This is a genomic window from Elusimicrobiota bacterium, from assembly GCA_026388155.1.
Taxonomy (GTDB): Bacteria; Elusimicrobiota; Elusimicrobia; order Elusimicrobiales; family UBA9959; genus UBA9634.
Map to the genome: position 1 here is coordinate 21,810 of JAPLKI010000018.1, position 17,635 is coordinate 39,444.

Consider the following 17,635-nt stretch of genomic DNA (forward strand, 5'->3'; position numbering starts at 1 on the left):
GAGCGAATAGTAAGAAAGCGAATAGCGAATAGTGAATAAAAAATTTCCTTAATCGCACTATTTGCTTTCTTACTATTTGCTATTTGCTTCCCCAAACGACTGTTCGTTTTCGGCGCCAAAAACGGTTACCCCGGTCTCTTTGGCGGCGGCCAGAAAGTCTTCCAAGCCGAGTATCAGCGTTTTTCCGGCTTCGATCACCAGCGTGTCCGCGCCGGCGTCTTTCATGTTCCGCAGCGTGGGCGCGCCCACAACCGGCAGGTCAAAGCGCATGTCCTGGTCCGGGCGGGCCACCTTAACAACCATCATGGCCGGGCCTTTACGCCCCTGCTCGCGCAGGCGGAGGAAAATTTCACCCGCCCGTTTTATGCAGGCGTCTGTGCCTTCCTGGGCTTCGGCCGCCAGCACTATACGGTCGCGCAACACCACGGTAAGGCCTATATCCAGGGCGGCCAGGGTCTTCGCGGCTTTCCAGCCGAACGCGGCGCATTTAAGGCTGTCGCCTGAAAGTTTCCTGCCGGCCATCAGGCCCGGCTTCATAAGAAGATGTTCCAGCAGAGTGGCGGAATTTACAAGCTCTATGCCGTCAGCGGCAAGTTCTTCGGCGACTGCGCCGAGGAGGGCGTTCGCTTTTTTATCTTTAAGTTTGAAAAGCAGTTTTGCGGCGCGCAGGTCCGGCATGATCCCCCCGAAGATCGAGACATGCGGCACTGAGCCCGCCATCAGAACTTTTGTAACGCCGTGTTTTTTAAAGAATTCAATAGGTCCGCTTATCTGGCCCAGCTTAAAATAAGCGGTTCCCTCGGCGTACTTTTCTATCTCTTTCGGGGTAATGCCCTGAAGCCCTACGATAAATAACTTCCGTCCGGCCTTTTTAGCCTCAGCCGCGAACAGCAGCGGGAAAGAGCCTCCGCCGGATATCAGGCCTATTTTATCATCAGTCATTGGCGGTTTCAGAGAGAGCTTTTAAATCCCGGCGCGGGCGGGCTATGCCTCGCTTGGAACTTTCGCAGAAATCAAGTATAAGCGCGGCTTCCGGCGGAAGTTTTTCTCCGCGCAGGCGGGCTATGGCGTCTTTAAGGAGCAGGCCGCCGAAAAACAGCGTTTTAAAAACATGTTTTATGGATTTTATGCTTTCGCGGGATATGCCGTTTCGCCTCATCCCTACGAGGTTCAAGCCCACGGGTTTGGCCCGGTCGCCCTGGGCGATAACGTAGGGGATTATGTCCTGGTTGGCCATGGCGCCGCCTGAGAGCATAGCGAACTTCCCTATGCGGGTGAACTGGTGTATGCCGACAAGACCCGAGATGAGGGCGCGGTCGCCGATGTGCACATGCCCGGCGGCGGCGGCGGAATTTACCATTATTATATTGTCGCCCAGGCGGCAGTCGTGGCCCACATGGGAGTTGGCCATCAGCATGCAGCCCGAGCCCATTGAGGTGAGGTTTGTGGCGTGTGAGCCGCGATGCAGTGAAACGCCTTCGCGGATAATGTTCGAGTCGCCCATGGTGAAACGGGTGTGCTCGCCGTGATACGAGTAGTCCTGCGGGGGCATGCCTACGTAGGCGGCGCCGGTAAATTGGTTGTTCTTCCCGATGGTGGAGAATTCTATTATGCAGTGCGGACCGACATAAGTGCCCGATCCTATCCGGGTGTCGTCGCCTATTACGGTGTAAGGCCCTATTTCCACATCCTTGTCTATCTGGGCTTTGGGATGTATAACAGCCGTAGGGTGTATTTTGGTCGGCATTTTATGTCTCCGTAAAAAATCCAGGCTGAAGGCTGAGGGCTGAAGGACCAAGGCTTAAAGTTTACCTCGTATTTTTTCCCAAAAGTGAGCCAAAGTACGGGGTTTATAAGATAATCGTTTCAACTTCAGCCTTCAGCCTTAAGCCACCGCGAAGGTCAGTTCCGCCTCGGCCGCAAGCTCGTCTTCAACAAAGGCCCGGCCGCGCACCTTGCCCGCGCTGCCTTTGAAGCGCAGTATCTCAACGTAAAATTTAAGCACTTCTCCGGGCACCACCTGCCTGCGAAATTTGGCCGCTCTTATGCCTGCGAGGAAGGCGAAATGGCCCTTGATTTCCGGAAGGCCCATCATCATCGCCGCCCCTGTCTGGGCCATGCCCTCAATGATCAGCACCCCCGGCATTATGGGTTTTTGCGGGAAATGGCCGTGGAAATAAAGTTCGTTGGCGGAGACGCATTTTACGCCTATGCAGCTTTTGTTTTCTTCGGTGATCTCTACCCGGTCCACCAGCAGAAAGGGATAGCGGTGCGGTATGAGTTTTAAAATTTCCTCGCAGAGAATGATCCTGACAGGTTTACGGGACGGCGGCTTGATTTCATTCATAATATCAACCTTTAAACGAGATATTGTTTGCCATAGGCCGTATGCTTTAGGCCATAAGCTTTTAAGGAATTCCTTAACAAGCCTATGGCGTATGGCTTAAAGCGTATGGCAATCATAGCGCTCTTGCGCTATGATTTACTAACAGTTTAGCAAAATTGACATTGCCCGCGTGTCCGGGACGTTCGGCTTCGATAATAAGGCCTTCAAAAAATAAACCTGTCAGCGCCAGGTCGCCGATAAGGTCCAGCAGTTTGTGCCTGGCGAATTCGTCGGCGAATCGCAGGCCGTTATGAGCGAGTATTTCCGTTTCGTCTATTAACACGGCGTTTTCAAGCGAGCCGCCTAAAGCGAGGCCCGCCGCTTTCAGGGCTTTTATTTCGTGGCTGAAGGCAAAGGTGCGCGCCGGGGCTATTTCTTTGAGGTATATTTCGGGTGAAAGGCAAAACTCCACCGCCTGCCTGCCCACCAGAGGGTGCGGGTATTCATAAACCAGCCTGAAGGCAGCGCCGGAAGCCGCGGGTTCGGCGCGGTACCTGGTTTCGCCTTTTGAAAATTCCACCGGCGCGGCCAGGCGCGCGTATGAGCGCTTCGAACCGGGCTTGTCCCTCATGCCGGCTTCAAGCAGGGCTTTGGCAAATGGCAGGGCCGAGCCGTCCATGGCCGGAGGTTCCAAGCCGGAGATCTCAATATCCAGATCGTCCACGCCAAGGCCCGCGGCTGCGGAAAGCAAATGCTCAACAGTGTAAAGAATGTTTTTTCCGTCGCCTATATTGGTGCCGCGCGCCGTGCCGCTTACATTTTCAAGCAGGGCCGGTATGGGGCTGGAAAAAAGGGGGCTTATAAAGCGTATGCCTGATGAGCCGGGGGCGGGCAGGAAAGTTACGCGTGCCGGGGTTCCCTTGTGAAGGCCCGTTCCTTCAAGGGTTATTCTATTTTTGATCGTTTTTCGAAACATCGGTAATTCCCAGATGTTTTTTTATTTTGCGGATGGCGGCGTGCATTTCCGGAAGTTTTGAAAGCAGGGCCTCTATTTTCATGGCCTGCAGGTGGGGTCTTGCGACATGCCCAAAAACTATCTGGTTGGGGCCCAAATCCGAGATAACGGCCGTTTTGCCCATTACCACCGTGTTGTCGCCTATGGTTATGTGGTCTGAAACAGCGGCCTGGCCGGCGAGGACGGCGTTGTCCCCTATAACGGCGGAGCCGGCTATTCCGGCCTGCGCCAGAACAAGACAATTTTTCCCGACGCGCACATTATGGGCGATGTGCACCAGGTTGTCTATTTTTGTCCCGTCGCCTATTATTGTGGCTTCAAGGGCCGCCCGGTCTATGGCGGTGTTGGCGCCTATTTCAACGTCAGAACCAATAATTACCCTGCCTATCTGGGGGATTTTTTTATGCAATCCGCCGTCGGGCGTATAGCCGTAGCCGTCGGAGCCCGCAACGGCGCCGGAGTGCAATATTGAGCGTTCTCCTATTTCACAGCCGTCCAGCACTTTTACACCCGGGTAAAGGCGGGCGTCAGAGCCTATTTTAGCCTTGGCGCCCACAAAGCATTGCGCGTCAATATAAGCTCTGTCGCCGATAACAGCGCCATCCTCAATTACGGTTAACGGACCTATATAAATATCTTTTCCAAGCCGCGCTGTTATGGAGATAATGGCGGAAGGGTGGCAAACACGCGCTTTAAGGGGGCGCAGTTCCTTCTCAAGCGCCGCAAGCGCAAGGCTGAAAGCCAGCTTGGGATTATTAACCAGGATCAACGTTCCCTGAAAATTCTTAAGCGTCTCCGCCGCCGTCGGGCTTGCCAGCAGGCAGCCGGCGTTTGAACGCCCGGCGAGCTCGGCATATTTGGCGTCCGCCAGGAAACTGAGGTCTTTCGGACCGGCTTTGTCAAGCGGGGCGGCGCCCGTTATTTCGGCGCTGATGCCTGCGCCGCGCAGCTCGCCGCCGGTCAGTTTCGCCACGGCTTCAGCCGTTAATTTCATATCGGGCTTTCCTCAAGTTTTTTAATAAGTTTATCTGTCAGGTCAACCGCGGAATGGCCGAAAAGGATATTGCGCTTGTCCACTACCACGCTCACGCCCTCTTTCACCGCCAGCTCTTTAAGAGCCAGATAAATCCGGCCGAGTATTATCTCGCTTTTGTGGGTTTCATATTCCAAAAGTTCCCGCTCGGTCCGGTGCTGGGCTTGGCGCAGTTCTTCTTCTTTTTTTGAGAGTTCCGCTTCTTTGGCGGTTATAACGACATCAATTTCCGCGGCTGAGGTCGAAACGGAAAATTTGAAGTAATTCAGCGGCACGCGACTGATGCCGGGCATGTCAATGCCGGCAAGTCCGGGCTGGCCGGTCGACGGGAACACCTCGTCCGCAGTGGAGGAGGCGGTGGAAATAAGGATGGCATTTACCGCGATGGTTGGTCCATTGATCTGCCCCAGGGCGGTGCCACTGGCGATGTCAGCAGTTGATATGTTTACCTGAACCGCCCCTGTTGAAATCTGTGGGGTTGCGGCTTTAACTGTTCGTGTTGAAAGTTGTACGGCGGCGGTGGAAGTTGTGACACTGGTCTGTCGCGGGCCATTGGCGCTGTCCGCGACTGTGACACTGGCCTGTCGCGGGCCACTGGCGCTGTCCGCGACTGAAATTTGCGGGTTCGCGGCTTTAGTTGTTTGTGTTGAGGATTGTACGGCGGCGGTGGAAGTGGCAATCTGAGGATTTGCGTCGTTAGCCGTTTGTGTTGAAATCTGCGGGCTTGCATTTTCGGCGGCTTTGGCGACCGCGGCGGATATTTCCTCAGCCTGGCGCATGAGGCCGGGCAAAGTAAGGGCGAATGCGTGTTCCTGTTTCAGTTTTGCTATGTCGGCTTTCAGGGAAAAAATGGCCTGTTTTTTAATATTCAGGGCGTCTTCTTTCTTTTTTATTTCGGTTAAAAACTCCTCCCTGGCGTTTGAGGTGCCGGAAAAGTCCTTGAAAACACGGTCTATATCGACGTAACCTATGGTGCCGGATTCTCCCTTGTTTTCTTCAAGTGAAAGTTCAAGCGCCGCCGCGCGTGGGGCGGAGAAAAGGGTTAGCGCGGCACATGCGAATATCATAACGGCCGCGCGAATAAAAAACAATACAAATGTGTCCGGATATTCCCTCAATTCGCGGTTATTCGCACGTCCTTTCATTCTCATCCCCGTTCGCATGTCCATAAATTTCCACCCGCTTTATTAAATTGCTAGAACAAATTCCCGAGCGTAAAATAAATATCCGAACGCTGCTCACCCGGCTTGTGGTTAAAGCCGTAACCCCAGTCAAGCCTTATTGGGAAAGCCGGCGTGGTGAAACGGATGCCGAAACCGGCGCCCGCTTTCAGGGTATTCACGCCTGAGCCGCTGTGCAGGTTTACATTGTTGAAGTGGTTCCAGGAATTGCCCAGGTCAAAGAAGAAGGCCCATTGCACTATGGTGCGCTTGTGCTCCCTCGCGAGCGGGATTTTAAACTCTATATTCAGTATGTCGTAAACATTGCCGCCGTTGGGCGGGCCGATCTGGCCGTTGTTCGAGTAACCCCTTATCGTGTCGGCGCCGCCGATAAAATAACGTTCCGTAACGGGCACACTGCGGGTGGAGCCGAAATGCGCTATGTAACCCAGGCGGTTCGATGCCGCCAGCACGAACGGATAATCTTCTATGGAGAAAAGCTTGAGGTTATAAGTTGTAGTCAGGCTCGGCTTATAATAGTTCTCATCCCCTCCAAAAGGTCCGCCGGTAAAATCAAGCCCCAGCGCTATGCGCGAGCCGCGGGTGGGATCCCACACATTATCCCTGGTGTCGCGCGCGAATTCCACGTAAATTGAGGAAGTCACGCTGGTGCCTTCGGGCAGCTCTCCTGCGTATTGCGCTTCCACTGACGATATCCTCACCTTTTCATAGGTGTAGGAAGTGGTAAGGGTGTATTTGTCGTCCTGGAATCTTGGGGCGAGCGTCACCCTGCCGCCGGTGCGCTGCTCGGTATAGGCGGAAAGCGTGGTTTGGTAAGGCTTATAGCGGCGGGTATTGTAAAGATCCACGCCAAGCGTCATGGGGTGTTTTCCCACCCAGGGGGTGGACCAGCTAAGGGTATAATCATTCACCCTTTTACCGAAGCTCCATGACAGGGAGGTTTTGTAAGCCCGCCCGAAAAGGTTCAGGTGCGACAGAGAGAGCGTTCCCACCAGCCCGTCCGTAGAGGAGATCCCGGCGCCGGCCGTAAGCATGCCGGGCTTGCCTTCGGTGACATCAAAAACCAGGTCCACTTTGTCCGGATCGGAGGTGGGGTTTATCACGGGGCTCACATCGTCGATAAAACCCAGGTTAAAAATCCTTTCCTGGCTGCGTCTTATTTTTGAGGAGCTGAAAACCTCGCCTTCTTTTTGCGTTATTTCGCGCTTGAGCACATAGGTTTTGGTGGCCTTGTTGCCCTCCACATCCACGTGATCCACATAGATCGGGTTGTTTTCTGTAATGCCGAATTCAATATCCAGTCCGCCTGTTTTTTCGTTCGGCACTTTCGCGGGTTTTATCTGGGCCTTCAGGTAGCCTTTGTCGGCATATTTATCCTGGATGGCGCGCAGTGTTTCGTCAAAATTGTCCTGGTTGAAAACCTTGCCTTCGCGGTATGCCACGGCCTCGGCGAGGTCCTTTGAAAGATAAACGGTATTGCCGGAAAAATAAGTGCCGCCGAAGCGCTGCCGCGCGCCTTCAGTTATGGCGATGCTTATGAAAACCAGGCTTCTGTCCCCGTTGAACGAAACGGAAGATGAGGTTATTTTGAAATCGCTGTAGCCGTTGTTCTTGTAATAGGTTTCCAGAACTTTCAGGTCCGCGTCGAAATCCTGCGGAGAATAAATCTTTTTCGGACGGTTTTTCAGCTTTTTCACCAGTTTTTTGAGCTTAAAAGCTTTAGCTCCTTCCAGTTTTACCTCCGCCACCTTGGCTTTTTTGCCCTCGCTCACCGACACAGTAAGGAAACAGAGACGCGCGGCCGTGTCGTAACGGATTTCATAATCGGCCCTGGCGTCTATGAAGCCTTTTTCGTGGTATTTATCGGTTATTTTTATGAGGTCTTCCCGCATTTTCAGTTCGTCAAAAAAATCTTTTTCTTTCAGGGACATCTCATTTTTTACGGAGGATTTTGAAAGTTCCTTGTTGCCCTTCAGCGCTATTTCCTTTATCATCGGTTTTTCCGAGACGATGTAAGTGATGCGCGCGGTCGCGCTTGAGGCCGACAGGGCGCTGAACTTGGCCGCCGAGGGCTTGTCGGGAAGTTCCGCGATATCCACTGAAACATTTTCCATGCTGCCAAGGCCTAAAATAGACTCAATGTCCGAGTTAACGTAGTCAGTGTAGTAAAGAGCGCCTTTTTTAGCTTTGCCGGTTTTCAGCACAACTTTCGGTTTCACATTAATGGCGCCTTTCACGGCGGTCTCATACACTTCCCAGGGGCCCTTATTCTTCTCCGCTGTTGTTTCAGCGGCGGGGAAGGCGGCGAGGCCGGGGAGGGCCGAAACGGCGGATGTGGTACTGGCGCTGTCCGCGACGACCGCGACCGGCTGTGAGGGGGGGGCAACAGGGGTTTCCGTAGATATCTCGACGGGAACCGGCTGGGCTATCGCGGAAGCGGGGGCGGTTGAGGCGCCGGCGGAAACTGCTGCTGCGGCCGGGGCCGGCGTTCCCTGGGCGGCGGAGAAAGAAGCGAAAGCGAAAGGTAAAAGCAGGAGCAGTATATGTTTTTTCATCTTATAATGGATTACGTGAAAACCTCTGAAATGGTTTCAAACGGTTTTTTTTGCGGCTGCCCGGGAAGCAAAAGATAAAAGAGGGCGATAACTTTTTTAAGCGCATAGCTGGCGGCCGGGGCGGGCTTTGGCTTCCGGCTTATCCTTATGGAGCCGCATTAGCGGAACGGGCGGCTTCCGAATAATTAAGATATATAATACAAATTTTAGCCGCGGTTTTGGAAAGCCGGTGAAACCGTCTGTCCCTCATCTTTTTCGCTCCATCGCTGTATTGCGCGGCGGCTATTTGTTTTCATGCGCAAATAGACTATAATTTTACTGTTCAACGCGAAAGGCATGGAAAAATGGAAGGTTCACGATGAAAAAAACTTACATATTGGACACCAATGTGCTCATTCACGATCCGCTTTCTTTCACCAAATTTGACGACAACACCGTTGTAATACCTATTTCCGTTCTGCAGGAGCTGGACACCTTTAAAACCGCGGCCGACGAGCGCGGCAAGAGCGCGCGCGTGGTTTCGCGCCGTCTTGACGAGTATCGCGCCAAGGGCAAGCTTAATGTCGGCGTTAAACTTGAAAACGGCGGCATATTGAAAATAGAGCTGGACCATCTGCAGGTGCTTCCGCCGGAGTTTAAGCTCAACGAGATGGATGATCGCATTCTTAACAGCGCTTTCTGGCTTGCCAAAGAAAAAAACAATGTGGTGCTGGTCACCAAAGACATTAACCTGCGCCTGAAATCCGACGCCGTAGGGATAAAGGCCGAGGATTACGAGGCGGGCAAAGTAAAAGTGGACGAGCTCTATCCGGGCCTCAGCCCCCGGGAGGTAAGCTCCGCCGTCATAGATAGGTTTTACAAAGACAAGTCCGTAAAAAACGAAGCGGCGGACCTGGCTCCTAATGAATTCGTTATTTTCAGGGCTAAGGAAGACCCCAAAAAAACAGCCATAGGCCGCTGTGACCCTGCGGACGGTTCGGTAATACGGGCGTTAAATCCCGAACCGTCGCCCTGGGGCATCAGGCCCATGAACAAGGAACAGCGCTGCGCCATGGAGCTTTTGCTGGACGATAATGTAAAACTGGTAACCCTTATCGGCACGGCGGGCACGGGCAAAACGCTTATATCGCTGGCCTGCGGTCTGCAGAAAGCCGTTGACGACAATATTTACAAGCGGCTGATCATCTGCCGTTCCGTGGTGCCCGTGGGGCGCGACATCGGTTTTTTGCCCGGCACCAAGGAAGAGAAACTTTCCACCTGGATGGGCGCCATTTACGACAACCTTGAGATAATAATGGACAAGCGCCACCAGGAGGACTCCATGCAGAAGTTTGAATATCTCCTGCAGAACGAGAAGATCGAAATAGCCTCCGTCAGCCACATACGCGGCCGTTCGCTGCCGAAACAATACATGCTGGTGGACGACGCCCAGAACCTGAGTCCGCATGAAATTAAAACCATACTAAGCCGCGCGGGCGAGGGCACCAAAGTGGTGGTAACCGGCGACCCCTATCAGATAGACAACCCTTACCTTGACATCGCCTCGAACGGCCTTACCTATATAGTGGACCGCATGAAAGGCCAGAAGCTTTACGGCCACCTGACATTCACCAAAACCGAGCGCAGCCAGCTGGCGTCCCTGGTAGCGGAGCTGCTGTAAACAGCGCACAAGAACATAGGATCACAAGTCACAAGCAAGAGGCTAAAGAAGACGTGAGGGCACACGGCGCAACTGAAAGAGAATTGCGTCTTGTATCCCCGCACTCTTGTGATTTGTGCTCTTGTGCACTTGTGTGCTTGTGCTCTTGCCTATGGGAACGGGCAATAGACCAGGCGGTCGACGCGTATTTTTTCAAGCTCTTTTTCTGAAGAATAAAACCTGCCGGGGAATTCGATAAAAACCGTGTTTCCCCGTATCAGAAGTTTTTCCTTTATCCAGGGGTGGGCTACTTCAAACGTGCAGGCGCGGCATTCGCGGAGGCAGTTTATGCCTTCTATCGACTGATGCGGCCTTATATCCTGCATCCCTACAAGGCAGGCGCGGGTGGTGGTCATGTTAAAGTAGGGGTAGTAAAACGTAAGGTTGAAATCCAGCTTTCCGAGACCATAGATCCTGCTGTTGAAATTTGAACTGAGGTCCCTTCCGGCTACGGAAACCTCGTAGCGTTTTATGCCAAGCGAGCTGAAGAGATCAAGGGCCTGGCGGCTGATCACCCCCACGTGTTTTTTTGACTGATCGACAACATTTTCGTAGAAGATCCTTCCGGCGGATATCTTAACGGCGATTTTACAGGCGCGGGCAAGTTCCAGGGCGGCAAAGTCATTGATACTCAGTTCCAGGCGTGAAAAATCCGCTTTTCCCGATTTTTCCAAAGCGCGAAGGACGGAAAAAATTTTTTTCAGCTTGAACACCCCTTTTTCGCTTAAAGGAGGTGTTAAAAGGCAGACCTTTTTGCCTTTTTTCTGGAAGCGGACTATGTCGCCGCAAAGGGTCTCTTCAAGCAGATTTTCGCAAAACTCGCCTCCAAGGTAAAACCAGCTGAAGCGGTCCAGCGCGTTTTCAAGGGCGCCGGTTTCTTCCAGGTCCGAAAAGCTCATAGTCCCGAGCCGTATGGCGTGTTCGAGCGGCATAATCAACTTCCCTTCCAGGCGGTCATTTTTTCTATAAATACATCCCTTGCCTTTTCGGTCCCGAGGTCGGCTGAAAGTTTTTCCGCCATATCGGCCATATCGCGCATCTGTCTGACCTTGCGGGTTTTAACGGCGGCGGGATCCTGGCGGGTGCCGTATTTCAGGTAGTTCACGCCCGCCGTTAAAAAATCGAAAAAAGCGGCGGCGTTGGCCATGCGCGGGGCACCGCCGCAAGCAAGTCTCGCGGACAGCCTTCTGGCTGCGGTTTTAGCGAGCGCCGCGTTCGTTTCGCCTTTTCCGGGATAGAGCGGTTTCAAGTGTTTGCCGACCGGGATATTGACGCGGCAAAGCGAGCCGTCCGGCACGTTGGCTTTCAGCGTGTGATATTCGGGCAGGTGCAGATGACAGCGGCCGTTTATGTAAGCGCAGCCGAAAAACCGGTAATCAAAAATTTCGGTTTCAACCCCTTTTTTCCGGCAAAGCCGCAGCAGCGCTCCGGCTTCGCGCGGCGCCAGCTGGTTCGGCAGTATCAGCCGCGAAAATCCGAGACGGATAAAAAAAGCGGCCGCCACGCTGTTAAAGCAGGGCTGTACGGAGCTTAAATGCAGCGCCGCCTTCGGCTTGAATTTGTAGTCCGCGAATATTTTAAGCGCGGAGATATTAGAAATTATGAACGCGTCCGCGCCGGCGGCTTCGGCCTCGGCGCAAAGGGCGGCCAGCCTTTGCGCCGAGGGGACGCTGCACTGCAGGCGCAGGGCGTTCACGGCCAGGCTGATCTTCAGCCCAAGGCTTCGTGCCCTGCTGGCGGCCCGTCTGAATTCAGCGAGGTTTTTGAGCGCCGAAGCTTCCCGGAAAGAGGGGAGAGGATTTACCGCGCAATAAAGCTCCGAGGCTCCCGCGGCGGCGAGCGGACCTATTTCTTCCAGGCTCGAAAAACAGGAAATGGTCTTCATAAAGGAGAGATTACAGTAAAGAGATTACGGCGATAAAACGGCGATTACAGTGATACTCATAGAGATTATAGTGACCGCTCATCTTTGCCATACTTTCTTCATCGTTGTAATCTCCTTCGCTATCGCCGTAATCTCCTCTTAAAATTTTTCCGGCTTTATGGAGAAGGGGTCTTTTTTTGAAGCCTTAAGTTCTTTGCCGCCGTGGACTTTCAGGTAATCCGGCCTGGCTCCGCAGCACGCGGGTTCAAGTCTGCAGCGCGCGCAGGCGGGATGCGGCGCTTTGGGATCTATGCCGCCTTCAAGCACCCTGTCGCCGCGGCGCCAGCGCTGGAATTCAAACGAAAACCCCTCAAAATTTTCCAGCGCGCAAAGCGGCATATTCTGCACCACCGCCTTGCGGCCTTTAAGTTTGAGCCTTGCCAGCGCCAGTTTTATGAACGGCGAAACCCGCGAGTAACGCGGCACTATCCCGGGGGCTTTCAGCGCCCGGCCTTTATTGCGCACAAAAGTGAAATTTACGAACGCGGCGCGCGGAAAATTTTTCATGGTCCAGAGCGCGAACTCGGGCAGCAGGCGGTAGTTTTCGCTTGAGATGATATGGAAAAACCGTATTTTTTCCTCGGCGCCCAGGGCCTTGATGTTCGCCAGGCCTTTAAGGGCCATCGGGAATTTTACGCTGCGCGTGACGGAGGCGTAAACCTCCGCGTGGTGAGAGGGGAAGTTGACGGTAAAAAAATCGATATCAGCGGCCGCTTTCCGGCAGAAAGCGCTGTCGGAGAGCGCCACGGCGTTGGTGGAAAGCATGAAATTTTTCACGCCGGCGGCTTTCAGCGCCTTTATCCAGGTGAAAAAATCCGGGCTGGCCGTAGGCTCGCCCGCGCCTTCAAGGCTTACGGCTTTTACCCCCGCGGTTTTTATCAGGGCCGCCGTTTTTAAAGGGTTTTTTTTTGCGCCGTCGGGCGGATTATGGCAGTAAAGGCAGTAGAGATTACAGGTGTGGGCCATGCTGACGCAGGACTGCTCGCTTATCCAGCCGGTTTTTTGTTCACGGTTCGCCATATCGCTGAATTTTATTATACCATGTATGCTGTATAAAGGCAGAGGTTAGCGGCTAGGGGTTTAGGGTAGAAGATAGAGTTATAAGGAACTCCTGCCCTCACCCCTGTCCTCTGACCTCTAGCCCCTTGACTGAGCACAATATCAGATTAAATTAACCCATGGAAAGCATCGTATTCTTCGGCAAAGGCGGCATAGGCAAAAGCACCATCGCATCGAATATGTCGGTGATACTTGCATTCGGCGGACGGAAGGTGCTGCATGTCGGCTGTGACCCGAAGATGGATTGCTGCCTTTCTCTTATGCGCAGACACATACCGCCCTTTGCAGACAGGTCTGGCGGCGGCAATGAATCCGCTCTGCGCAAAAGCATTTACCCATCCGCCGTCAAAGGCGTTTACTGCATAGAAGCCGGCGGCCCCCAGCCCGGCGTGGGCTGCGCGGGAACCGGCATCGGTTCCATGCTCGACGCCATGAAAGACGGCGCCCTGATGGAAAAAGACGGCTACGACGCCGCGGTCTTTGACGTGCTGGGAGATGTGGTCTGCGGGGGGTTTGCCGCGCCGCTCAGGCGGGGCTTCGCGAAAAAAGCCGTTATTGTGACCTCGGAAGAGATCCTTTCCCTTTACGCGGCCAATAAACTGATAATGATGATAAACAACTATGCGCGCAACGGCGTTTATCTGGCGGGCTTGGCGGTGAACGCCAAGAGCCCGGACGGCGTGCGCATGGCGGAGGATTTTGCCGGCATCGTTAACACCCGCGTGCTGGGCGTGATACTAAGGGACCCCGCCGTGGCCGCGGCTGAGCGCGAACATCGTCCCGCGGCGCTGGCCTTCCCTAAAAGTGATTTTGCCCTGCGCGCGGTGCGCCTTTGTTCAGCCCTAAGGACTGCCGGCGCGCCGGATACCCCGCCGCGTGCCATGCCGGACGCAGAGTTTTTTGTCTTCGCGGAAGGGCGACGGGAACAAAACAAGTTACAAGTCTCAAGTCACAAGTCTCAAGTCACAGGGCGCGGGTCACAGACCAAAGCGCACAGATCAGCCGTTTCTCTTTTTGAGGCGGCCGGTTTTAAACCTTCCGGTATGGAAGGCGGCCAGATAATATGCGATTGGAAATCTTCAAAAGGCGTTTTCAAGACCGTAATCGCTCCGGCTTCCGCCGCGCAGGAAGGCATGCCCCGCTTTTCCGACTGGGCCGTATGCTTTCATCCATCGGCAGGTAAAGACCCCGGAGCCTCTAACGCCGAACTGTTGGACGCGGCGGCGCAATTATCCTCCCTGCGTTTTGACGACATGCTTTCAACTTTTACGGGCATGAAAGATTTTTACGGTGCCCTGATAGCCTTCGGCGGCCCGGAGGATAAGACTCTGGCCGCCCCCGACACGCCCAAACGCCCGCACATCGGTTTCGGGCAGTGGCAGCGTTTCATTTTCCCCGGCGGAGGGGTGAACGCCCGCATACCGCCCGGTTCCGTTATGGTGGAACACGGAGACAGCGAATGCCGTTTCAGCGGCTGCGCGGGCGGGGCGCTGGGCATATTCAGCGAGAACGCCGGACTGAAATGTTCCGGCAGACAGTTCCGCGGGCCGTTGCTGCCGAAGAGCGACGCGTTCGTGGTCAACACAGAATTCCAGGCCCATGACGCCGTTTTTGGCGACGAGGCTAAGATGCTTGAATCGCTTTACCGCGCGGCGGACCAGGCCGGTCCGGGGGGGCTGGTGGAATTTTACGTTGGCTGCTCCCCCATATTGTTATCCAGCGACGTCCGCGCTTTTGCGCGCAGGGTTGAGCGCGAGAAAAATGTGAAGGTGCAGCTTGAGAACTATAACAGTTTTGGTGAGCACGGCCCCGCCAAAGCCGCCGTGCGCGTGGAGTTTATGGCGTCCAGGCTGTCACGCGGGAAAGCCGGGAAGACGCGCGACGTCAATCTTATAGATTTCGGCGAATCAGCCGGCCGCATGTCCGCCCTGCTTGCCGGCCTGGAAATATCGGCGGGAGAACCGGGTCCGGATTTTTACGGAGCAGCGCGGGCTTCGCGCTTACAGGTGCTCTCAGAACCCGACACGGTGCTTGGACCCGCCTTCGACAAAGCCGGCATGAAGTGGATACTGCCGCCGGCGCCTTACGGTTTCGCCGGCACCGACGCCTGGCTTGCCGCCGTAGCCGGCGCGCTGGGCTGGAAAAAAATAACGCCCGGCCCTTCAGCGGCCCAAAAGGCGGCCGCGCTGGAGCTTTGGCGCCGCGCCCGGGGTTACGCGGTTTGTTTCGTACTCGCGGCCGAAGAAACGGGCCTGCTGTCCGGAAGTCCCGCGCTCAGGATGGTGCCGGTGCTGCCGGTGTTGGCGGAAGCCGGGTTCGAGGTCCGCCTTTTTATAACGGGCGGCGGCTCTTATGGAAAGACCGGGGCGGATATTTCCGCGCTGAAGGCTTCTCTGCCGGGAAGGCGTTTATCCGCGGAATTCTTTAAAACGCCGCGGGAACTGGCCGCCCTGCTGCGCTCGGGCCCCGCGCTTCGCCTGGTCTATTCGGACATACGCAGCGACCCGCGCGTGGTTTCAGCCGGAAAAACCCCCTTTTCCGCGGCGCTTTTCGAGCCGGGCTATGACGGCGCGCTTGAAACCCGGCGCCGCCTGCTTGAACTTTGCGAATGGAATTTTAATGAACGCTACCTCTCGTCAAAATAGGTTTAAAAAGGCCTTTAATATGCCCTACCAGCTGGGCATTTACCTGGCCGCCAACGCGGTGTCGGACTGCTGCGTAGTGGTGGACGGGCTTAACTGTGTTATGCCGAAAATAGATTTTCTGGCCGGCAATCACGACCTGAATTCCACTTTGCTTTCGCCGGAGGGCAGGCACAGGGTCATTTGCACTATGACGGGGCCGCTGCCGCAGGGGAATAACCCGGAAAAAAAATTTTCAGCTCTGCTTGAAAGCGTGGCGGGCGCCGGCGACTTCGCCGTGATAATGGCGACCGGGCTGCCGTTTTTGAAACTGGCCGGCATGGATTATGAGGGTCTTGCCGCCGGAGTAAAAAGCGGCGTCCCGGTGGTGGACGTGCCGGCCAGATCTTTTGAGGCGGACTGGCTTGAAGGATACGCCTTGTCGCTTGACGCTTTAGCCCGCGCGCTGCCGGCGCGCAAGGTCAAAAAAAGAAAGCGGTCTGTGGCGCTCGTGGGGTATTTAATGGACCGCAATGAGCGCGACCACGCGGCCAATATCGAAGAACTTGGGCGCCTGCTTGAACTGTGCGGGCTGGAACTCTCCTGCGTTTTCCCTTCGGGCGGCAGTTTCGGGGACTTGTCCCGCGCGCTTGAGGCCGGGGTAATTGTTTCCCTGCCTTACGGGCGCAAGGCCGCCGCCCGGCTTGCCGCCAGGTCCGGCGCGGTACTTGTGGAAACAGGCCTGCCTCTGGGGCTTCAGGGTACCGCGCATTGGCTTGAAGCTGTGCGGCGCGCCGCGGGTATGAAGGGAGGGCTTCCCCCGGCCGTGAAAGTTCTGGAAAAACAGGCGGCCAAAGCCATAGCTCCGGCCCTGGGAGAGCTGGCCCACCGCAGCATAATTTACGCCGGAGATCCTTACCTTTTCGCGGCCTTCGCCGCATACGCCGCGGAACTTGGGATGCGCGTTAGCTGCGCCCTCATAGATTCTTTCATCAGGCCGCTTGACAGCGTCCGGCTTCCGGGAGAACTGCTGTTCTCTCCGGACACGGAAGAAGCGGCGGCGGTTGTAAAGGGCCTGGGCGGATATTTAAAACCGGACCTGGCGGTGGGAAATTCCTTCGCGGCTACGGAAGGCCTGTCCGCCGGCCTGCCTTTAACCGAACTGGGTTTTCCGTCGTACGGGCATCATTGTCTCAGCGACGAGCCGTTTTTCGGCTTCGCGGGAGCGCGTACGCTGGCCGGCCGGCTGTTCAACTGTCTCCGATCGGAAAATCCCCGTGAGTAAGGCTGAAGGCTGAAAGAGGGATTGAAGATGCTTACAAAGTCTTGTTTTATTTTATCCTCTGCCCGATGCGCCAACCCCTCTACCCTGCTATCCTTGTGCCTATGTCTGTTTTGTCTGACCGCCGCGCGGGGTGAAGAGGTGAAATTTAAAACCAGCGATGGCTGCCTTATTGCCGCCTCTTACGGCGCTCCCGCCAAGGGGAAACTTGTTTTTGTCAATATTCACGGCCTTGGCTCAAATAAGGGCGAGTGGGGCGCCTTTGAAAAAATCCTTAAAGCGCGGAGCGCGGGCTGGCTTTCGCTTGACCTGAGGGGCCACGGGCAAAGCCTTGAGTGCGCGGGCATAAAAGCGGATTACAGGGCTTTCGGCCCCGGGGACTGGAATGCCGCCGCCAAAGATATAGCTGCCGCCGTTGACTGGCTGAAAAAAAGAAAAATCCCCGCTTCGAGAACGGCGCTTTGCGGCGCCAGCGTGGGGGCGAATCTGGCTTTAAAAGCGGCGGTTGATCATTCGCTTAAGCCGGCCGCGGTAATAATGCTTTCACCGGGACTTGTTTACGCCGGGGTTGGTATTGAGGAGTATTTTTTGCGGCCCCTGCCTTTTTCCCTGCTTTTGGCGGCCTCCCCCGACGATTATTATGCCTGGCAAAGCTCCATGCGCCTTTTTGAGGAGGCCCGGATTCAAAAGCTCCCCGCTTCTTCCAAACAACCGGCGGGGCATTCCGCGCCCGCCCATAGCGAAAAAGCCGTCTTCCGGCAGGGCGTGTCAGGCCATGGAGTCAATATGTTCTCCGGCGCCGGCGCGCCGTTAATGGAAGAAATAGCGCTTTGGGCGGCGGCCAGGTAAATCTTTGGGGGGTATTGTGCCGTCAGTCAGATAAAATCGCTGCACTTCGTAAATGCCCCTTGAAAAGCCCGCGTTTATATATTAAGCTATA

At 55.0% G+C, this 17,635-nt stretch carries 14 protein-coding genes; 4 read left to right on the plus strand and 10 right to left on the minus strand.

Annotation, left to right across the window (positions count from 1 at the left end):
* Window positions 1-72: 72 nt before the first annotated feature.
* The 7 genes from lpxI to bamA all read right to left on the minus strand — a co-directional run bounded on the left by lpxI (window position 73) and on the right by bamA (window position 8,110).
* Complete coding sequence (gene lpxI / locus NTX59_07760) at window positions 73-942, minus strand: UDP-2,3-diacylglucosamine diphosphatase LpxI (GenBank protein MCX5785569.1); 870 nt, start codon at window positions 940-942, stop codon at window positions 73-75.
* The gene (lpxA, locus tag NTX59_07765) at window positions 935-1,747 is read right to left on the minus strand and encodes an acyl-ACP--UDP-N-acetylglucosamine O-acyltransferase (GenBank protein ID MCX5785570.1); all 813 of its coding nucleotides are present in this window, start codon (window positions 1,745-1,747) and stop codon (window positions 935-937) included. The genes lpxI and lpxA overlap by 8 nt, the downstream gene beginning before the upstream one ends.
* 138 nt (window positions 1,748-1,885) lie before the next feature.
* Entirely contained in the window at window positions 1,886-2,347 is a 462-nt protein-coding gene (fabZ, locus tag NTX59_07770) for a 3-hydroxyacyl-ACP dehydratase FabZ (GenBank protein ID MCX5785571.1), read from the minus strand.
* A 112-nt stretch (window positions 2,348-2,459) separates the two neighbouring features.
* Window positions 2,460-3,302, minus strand: coding sequence for a UDP-3-O-acyl-N-acetylglucosamine deacetylase (lpxC, locus tag NTX59_07775; protein MCX5785572.1), 843 nt, complete (start codon window positions 3,300-3,302; stop codon window positions 2,460-2,462).
* Window positions 3,277-4,335, minus strand: a complete 1,059-nt coding sequence (lpxD, locus tag NTX59_07780; GenBank protein ID MCX5785573.1) for a UDP-3-O-(3-hydroxymyristoyl)glucosamine N-acyltransferase — start codon at window positions 4,333-4,335, stop codon at window positions 3,277-3,279. The genes lpxC and lpxD overlap by 26 nt, the downstream gene beginning before the upstream one ends.
* Window positions 4,332-5,519: an OmpH family outer membrane protein gene (locus NTX59_07785; GenBank protein MCX5785574.1), complete on the minus strand. Its 1,188-nt coding sequence runs from the start codon at window positions 5,517-5,519 to the stop codon at window positions 4,332-4,334. The genes lpxD and NTX59_07785 overlap by 4 nt, the downstream gene beginning before the upstream one ends.
* Window positions 5,520-5,569: 50 nt before the next feature.
* Complete coding sequence (gene bamA, locus NTX59_07790) at window positions 5,570-8,110, minus strand: outer membrane protein assembly factor BamA (protein MCX5785575.1); 2,541 nt, start codon at window positions 8,108-8,110, stop codon at window positions 5,570-5,572.
* A 358-nt stretch (window positions 8,111-8,468) separates the two neighbouring features.
* Between bamA and NTX59_07795 the strand changes: the two genes are divergently transcribed.
* The gene (locus NTX59_07795; protein ID MCX5785576.1) at window positions 8,469-9,770 is read left to right on the plus strand and encodes a PhoH family protein; all 1,302 of its coding nucleotides are present in this window, start codon (window positions 8,469-8,471) and stop codon (window positions 9,768-9,770) included.
* Between the two features lie 149 nt (window positions 9,771-9,919).
* Here the strand turns inward: NTX59_07795 and NTX59_07800 are convergent, their stop codons facing one another.
* The 3 genes from NTX59_07800 to NTX59_07810 all read right to left on the minus strand — a co-directional run bounded on the left by NTX59_07800 (window position 9,920) and on the right by NTX59_07810 (window position 12,753).
* On the minus strand, window positions 9,920-10,741 hold the full coding sequence (locus NTX59_07800) for a hypothetical protein (GenBank protein MCX5785577.1): 822 nt from the start codon (window positions 10,739-10,741) through the stop codon (window positions 9,920-9,922).
* A gap of 2 nt (window positions 10,742-10,743) precedes the next feature.
* Entirely contained in the window at window positions 10,744-11,694 is a 951-nt protein-coding gene (locus NTX59_07805; protein ID MCX5785578.1) for a U32 family peptidase, read from the minus strand.
* A gap of 138 nt (window positions 11,695-11,832) precedes the next feature.
* The gene (locus NTX59_07810) at window positions 11,833-12,753 is read right to left on the minus strand and encodes a radical SAM protein (protein ID MCX5785579.1); all 921 of its coding nucleotides are present in this window, start codon (window positions 12,751-12,753) and stop codon (window positions 11,833-11,835) included.
* A gap of 158 nt (window positions 12,754-12,911) precedes the next feature.
* On the opposite strand from NTX59_07810, the gene NTX59_07815 reads away from it, so the two are divergent.
* The 3 genes from NTX59_07815 to NTX59_07825 all read left to right on the plus strand — a co-directional run bounded on the left by NTX59_07815 (window position 12,912) and on the right by NTX59_07825 (window position 17,544).
* The gene (locus tag NTX59_07815; GenBank protein MCX5785580.1) at window positions 12,912-15,437 is read left to right on the plus strand and encodes a hypothetical protein; all 2,526 of its coding nucleotides are present in this window, start codon (window positions 12,912-12,914) and stop codon (window positions 15,435-15,437) included.
* 19 nt (window positions 15,438-15,456) lie between these two features.
* Window positions 15,457-16,698 carry a hypothetical protein gene (locus tag NTX59_07820; GenBank protein ID MCX5785581.1) on the plus strand — a complete coding sequence of 414 codons (1,242 nt, stop codon included), beginning with the start codon at window positions 15,457-15,459 and terminating at the stop codon, window positions 16,696-16,698.
* 138 nt (window positions 16,699-16,836) lie between these two features.
* Window positions 16,837-17,544: an alpha/beta fold hydrolase gene (locus NTX59_07825; GenBank protein MCX5785582.1), complete on the plus strand. Its 708-nt coding sequence runs from the start codon at window positions 16,837-16,839 to the stop codon at window positions 17,542-17,544.
* Window positions 17,545-17,635: the final 91 nt, after the last annotated feature.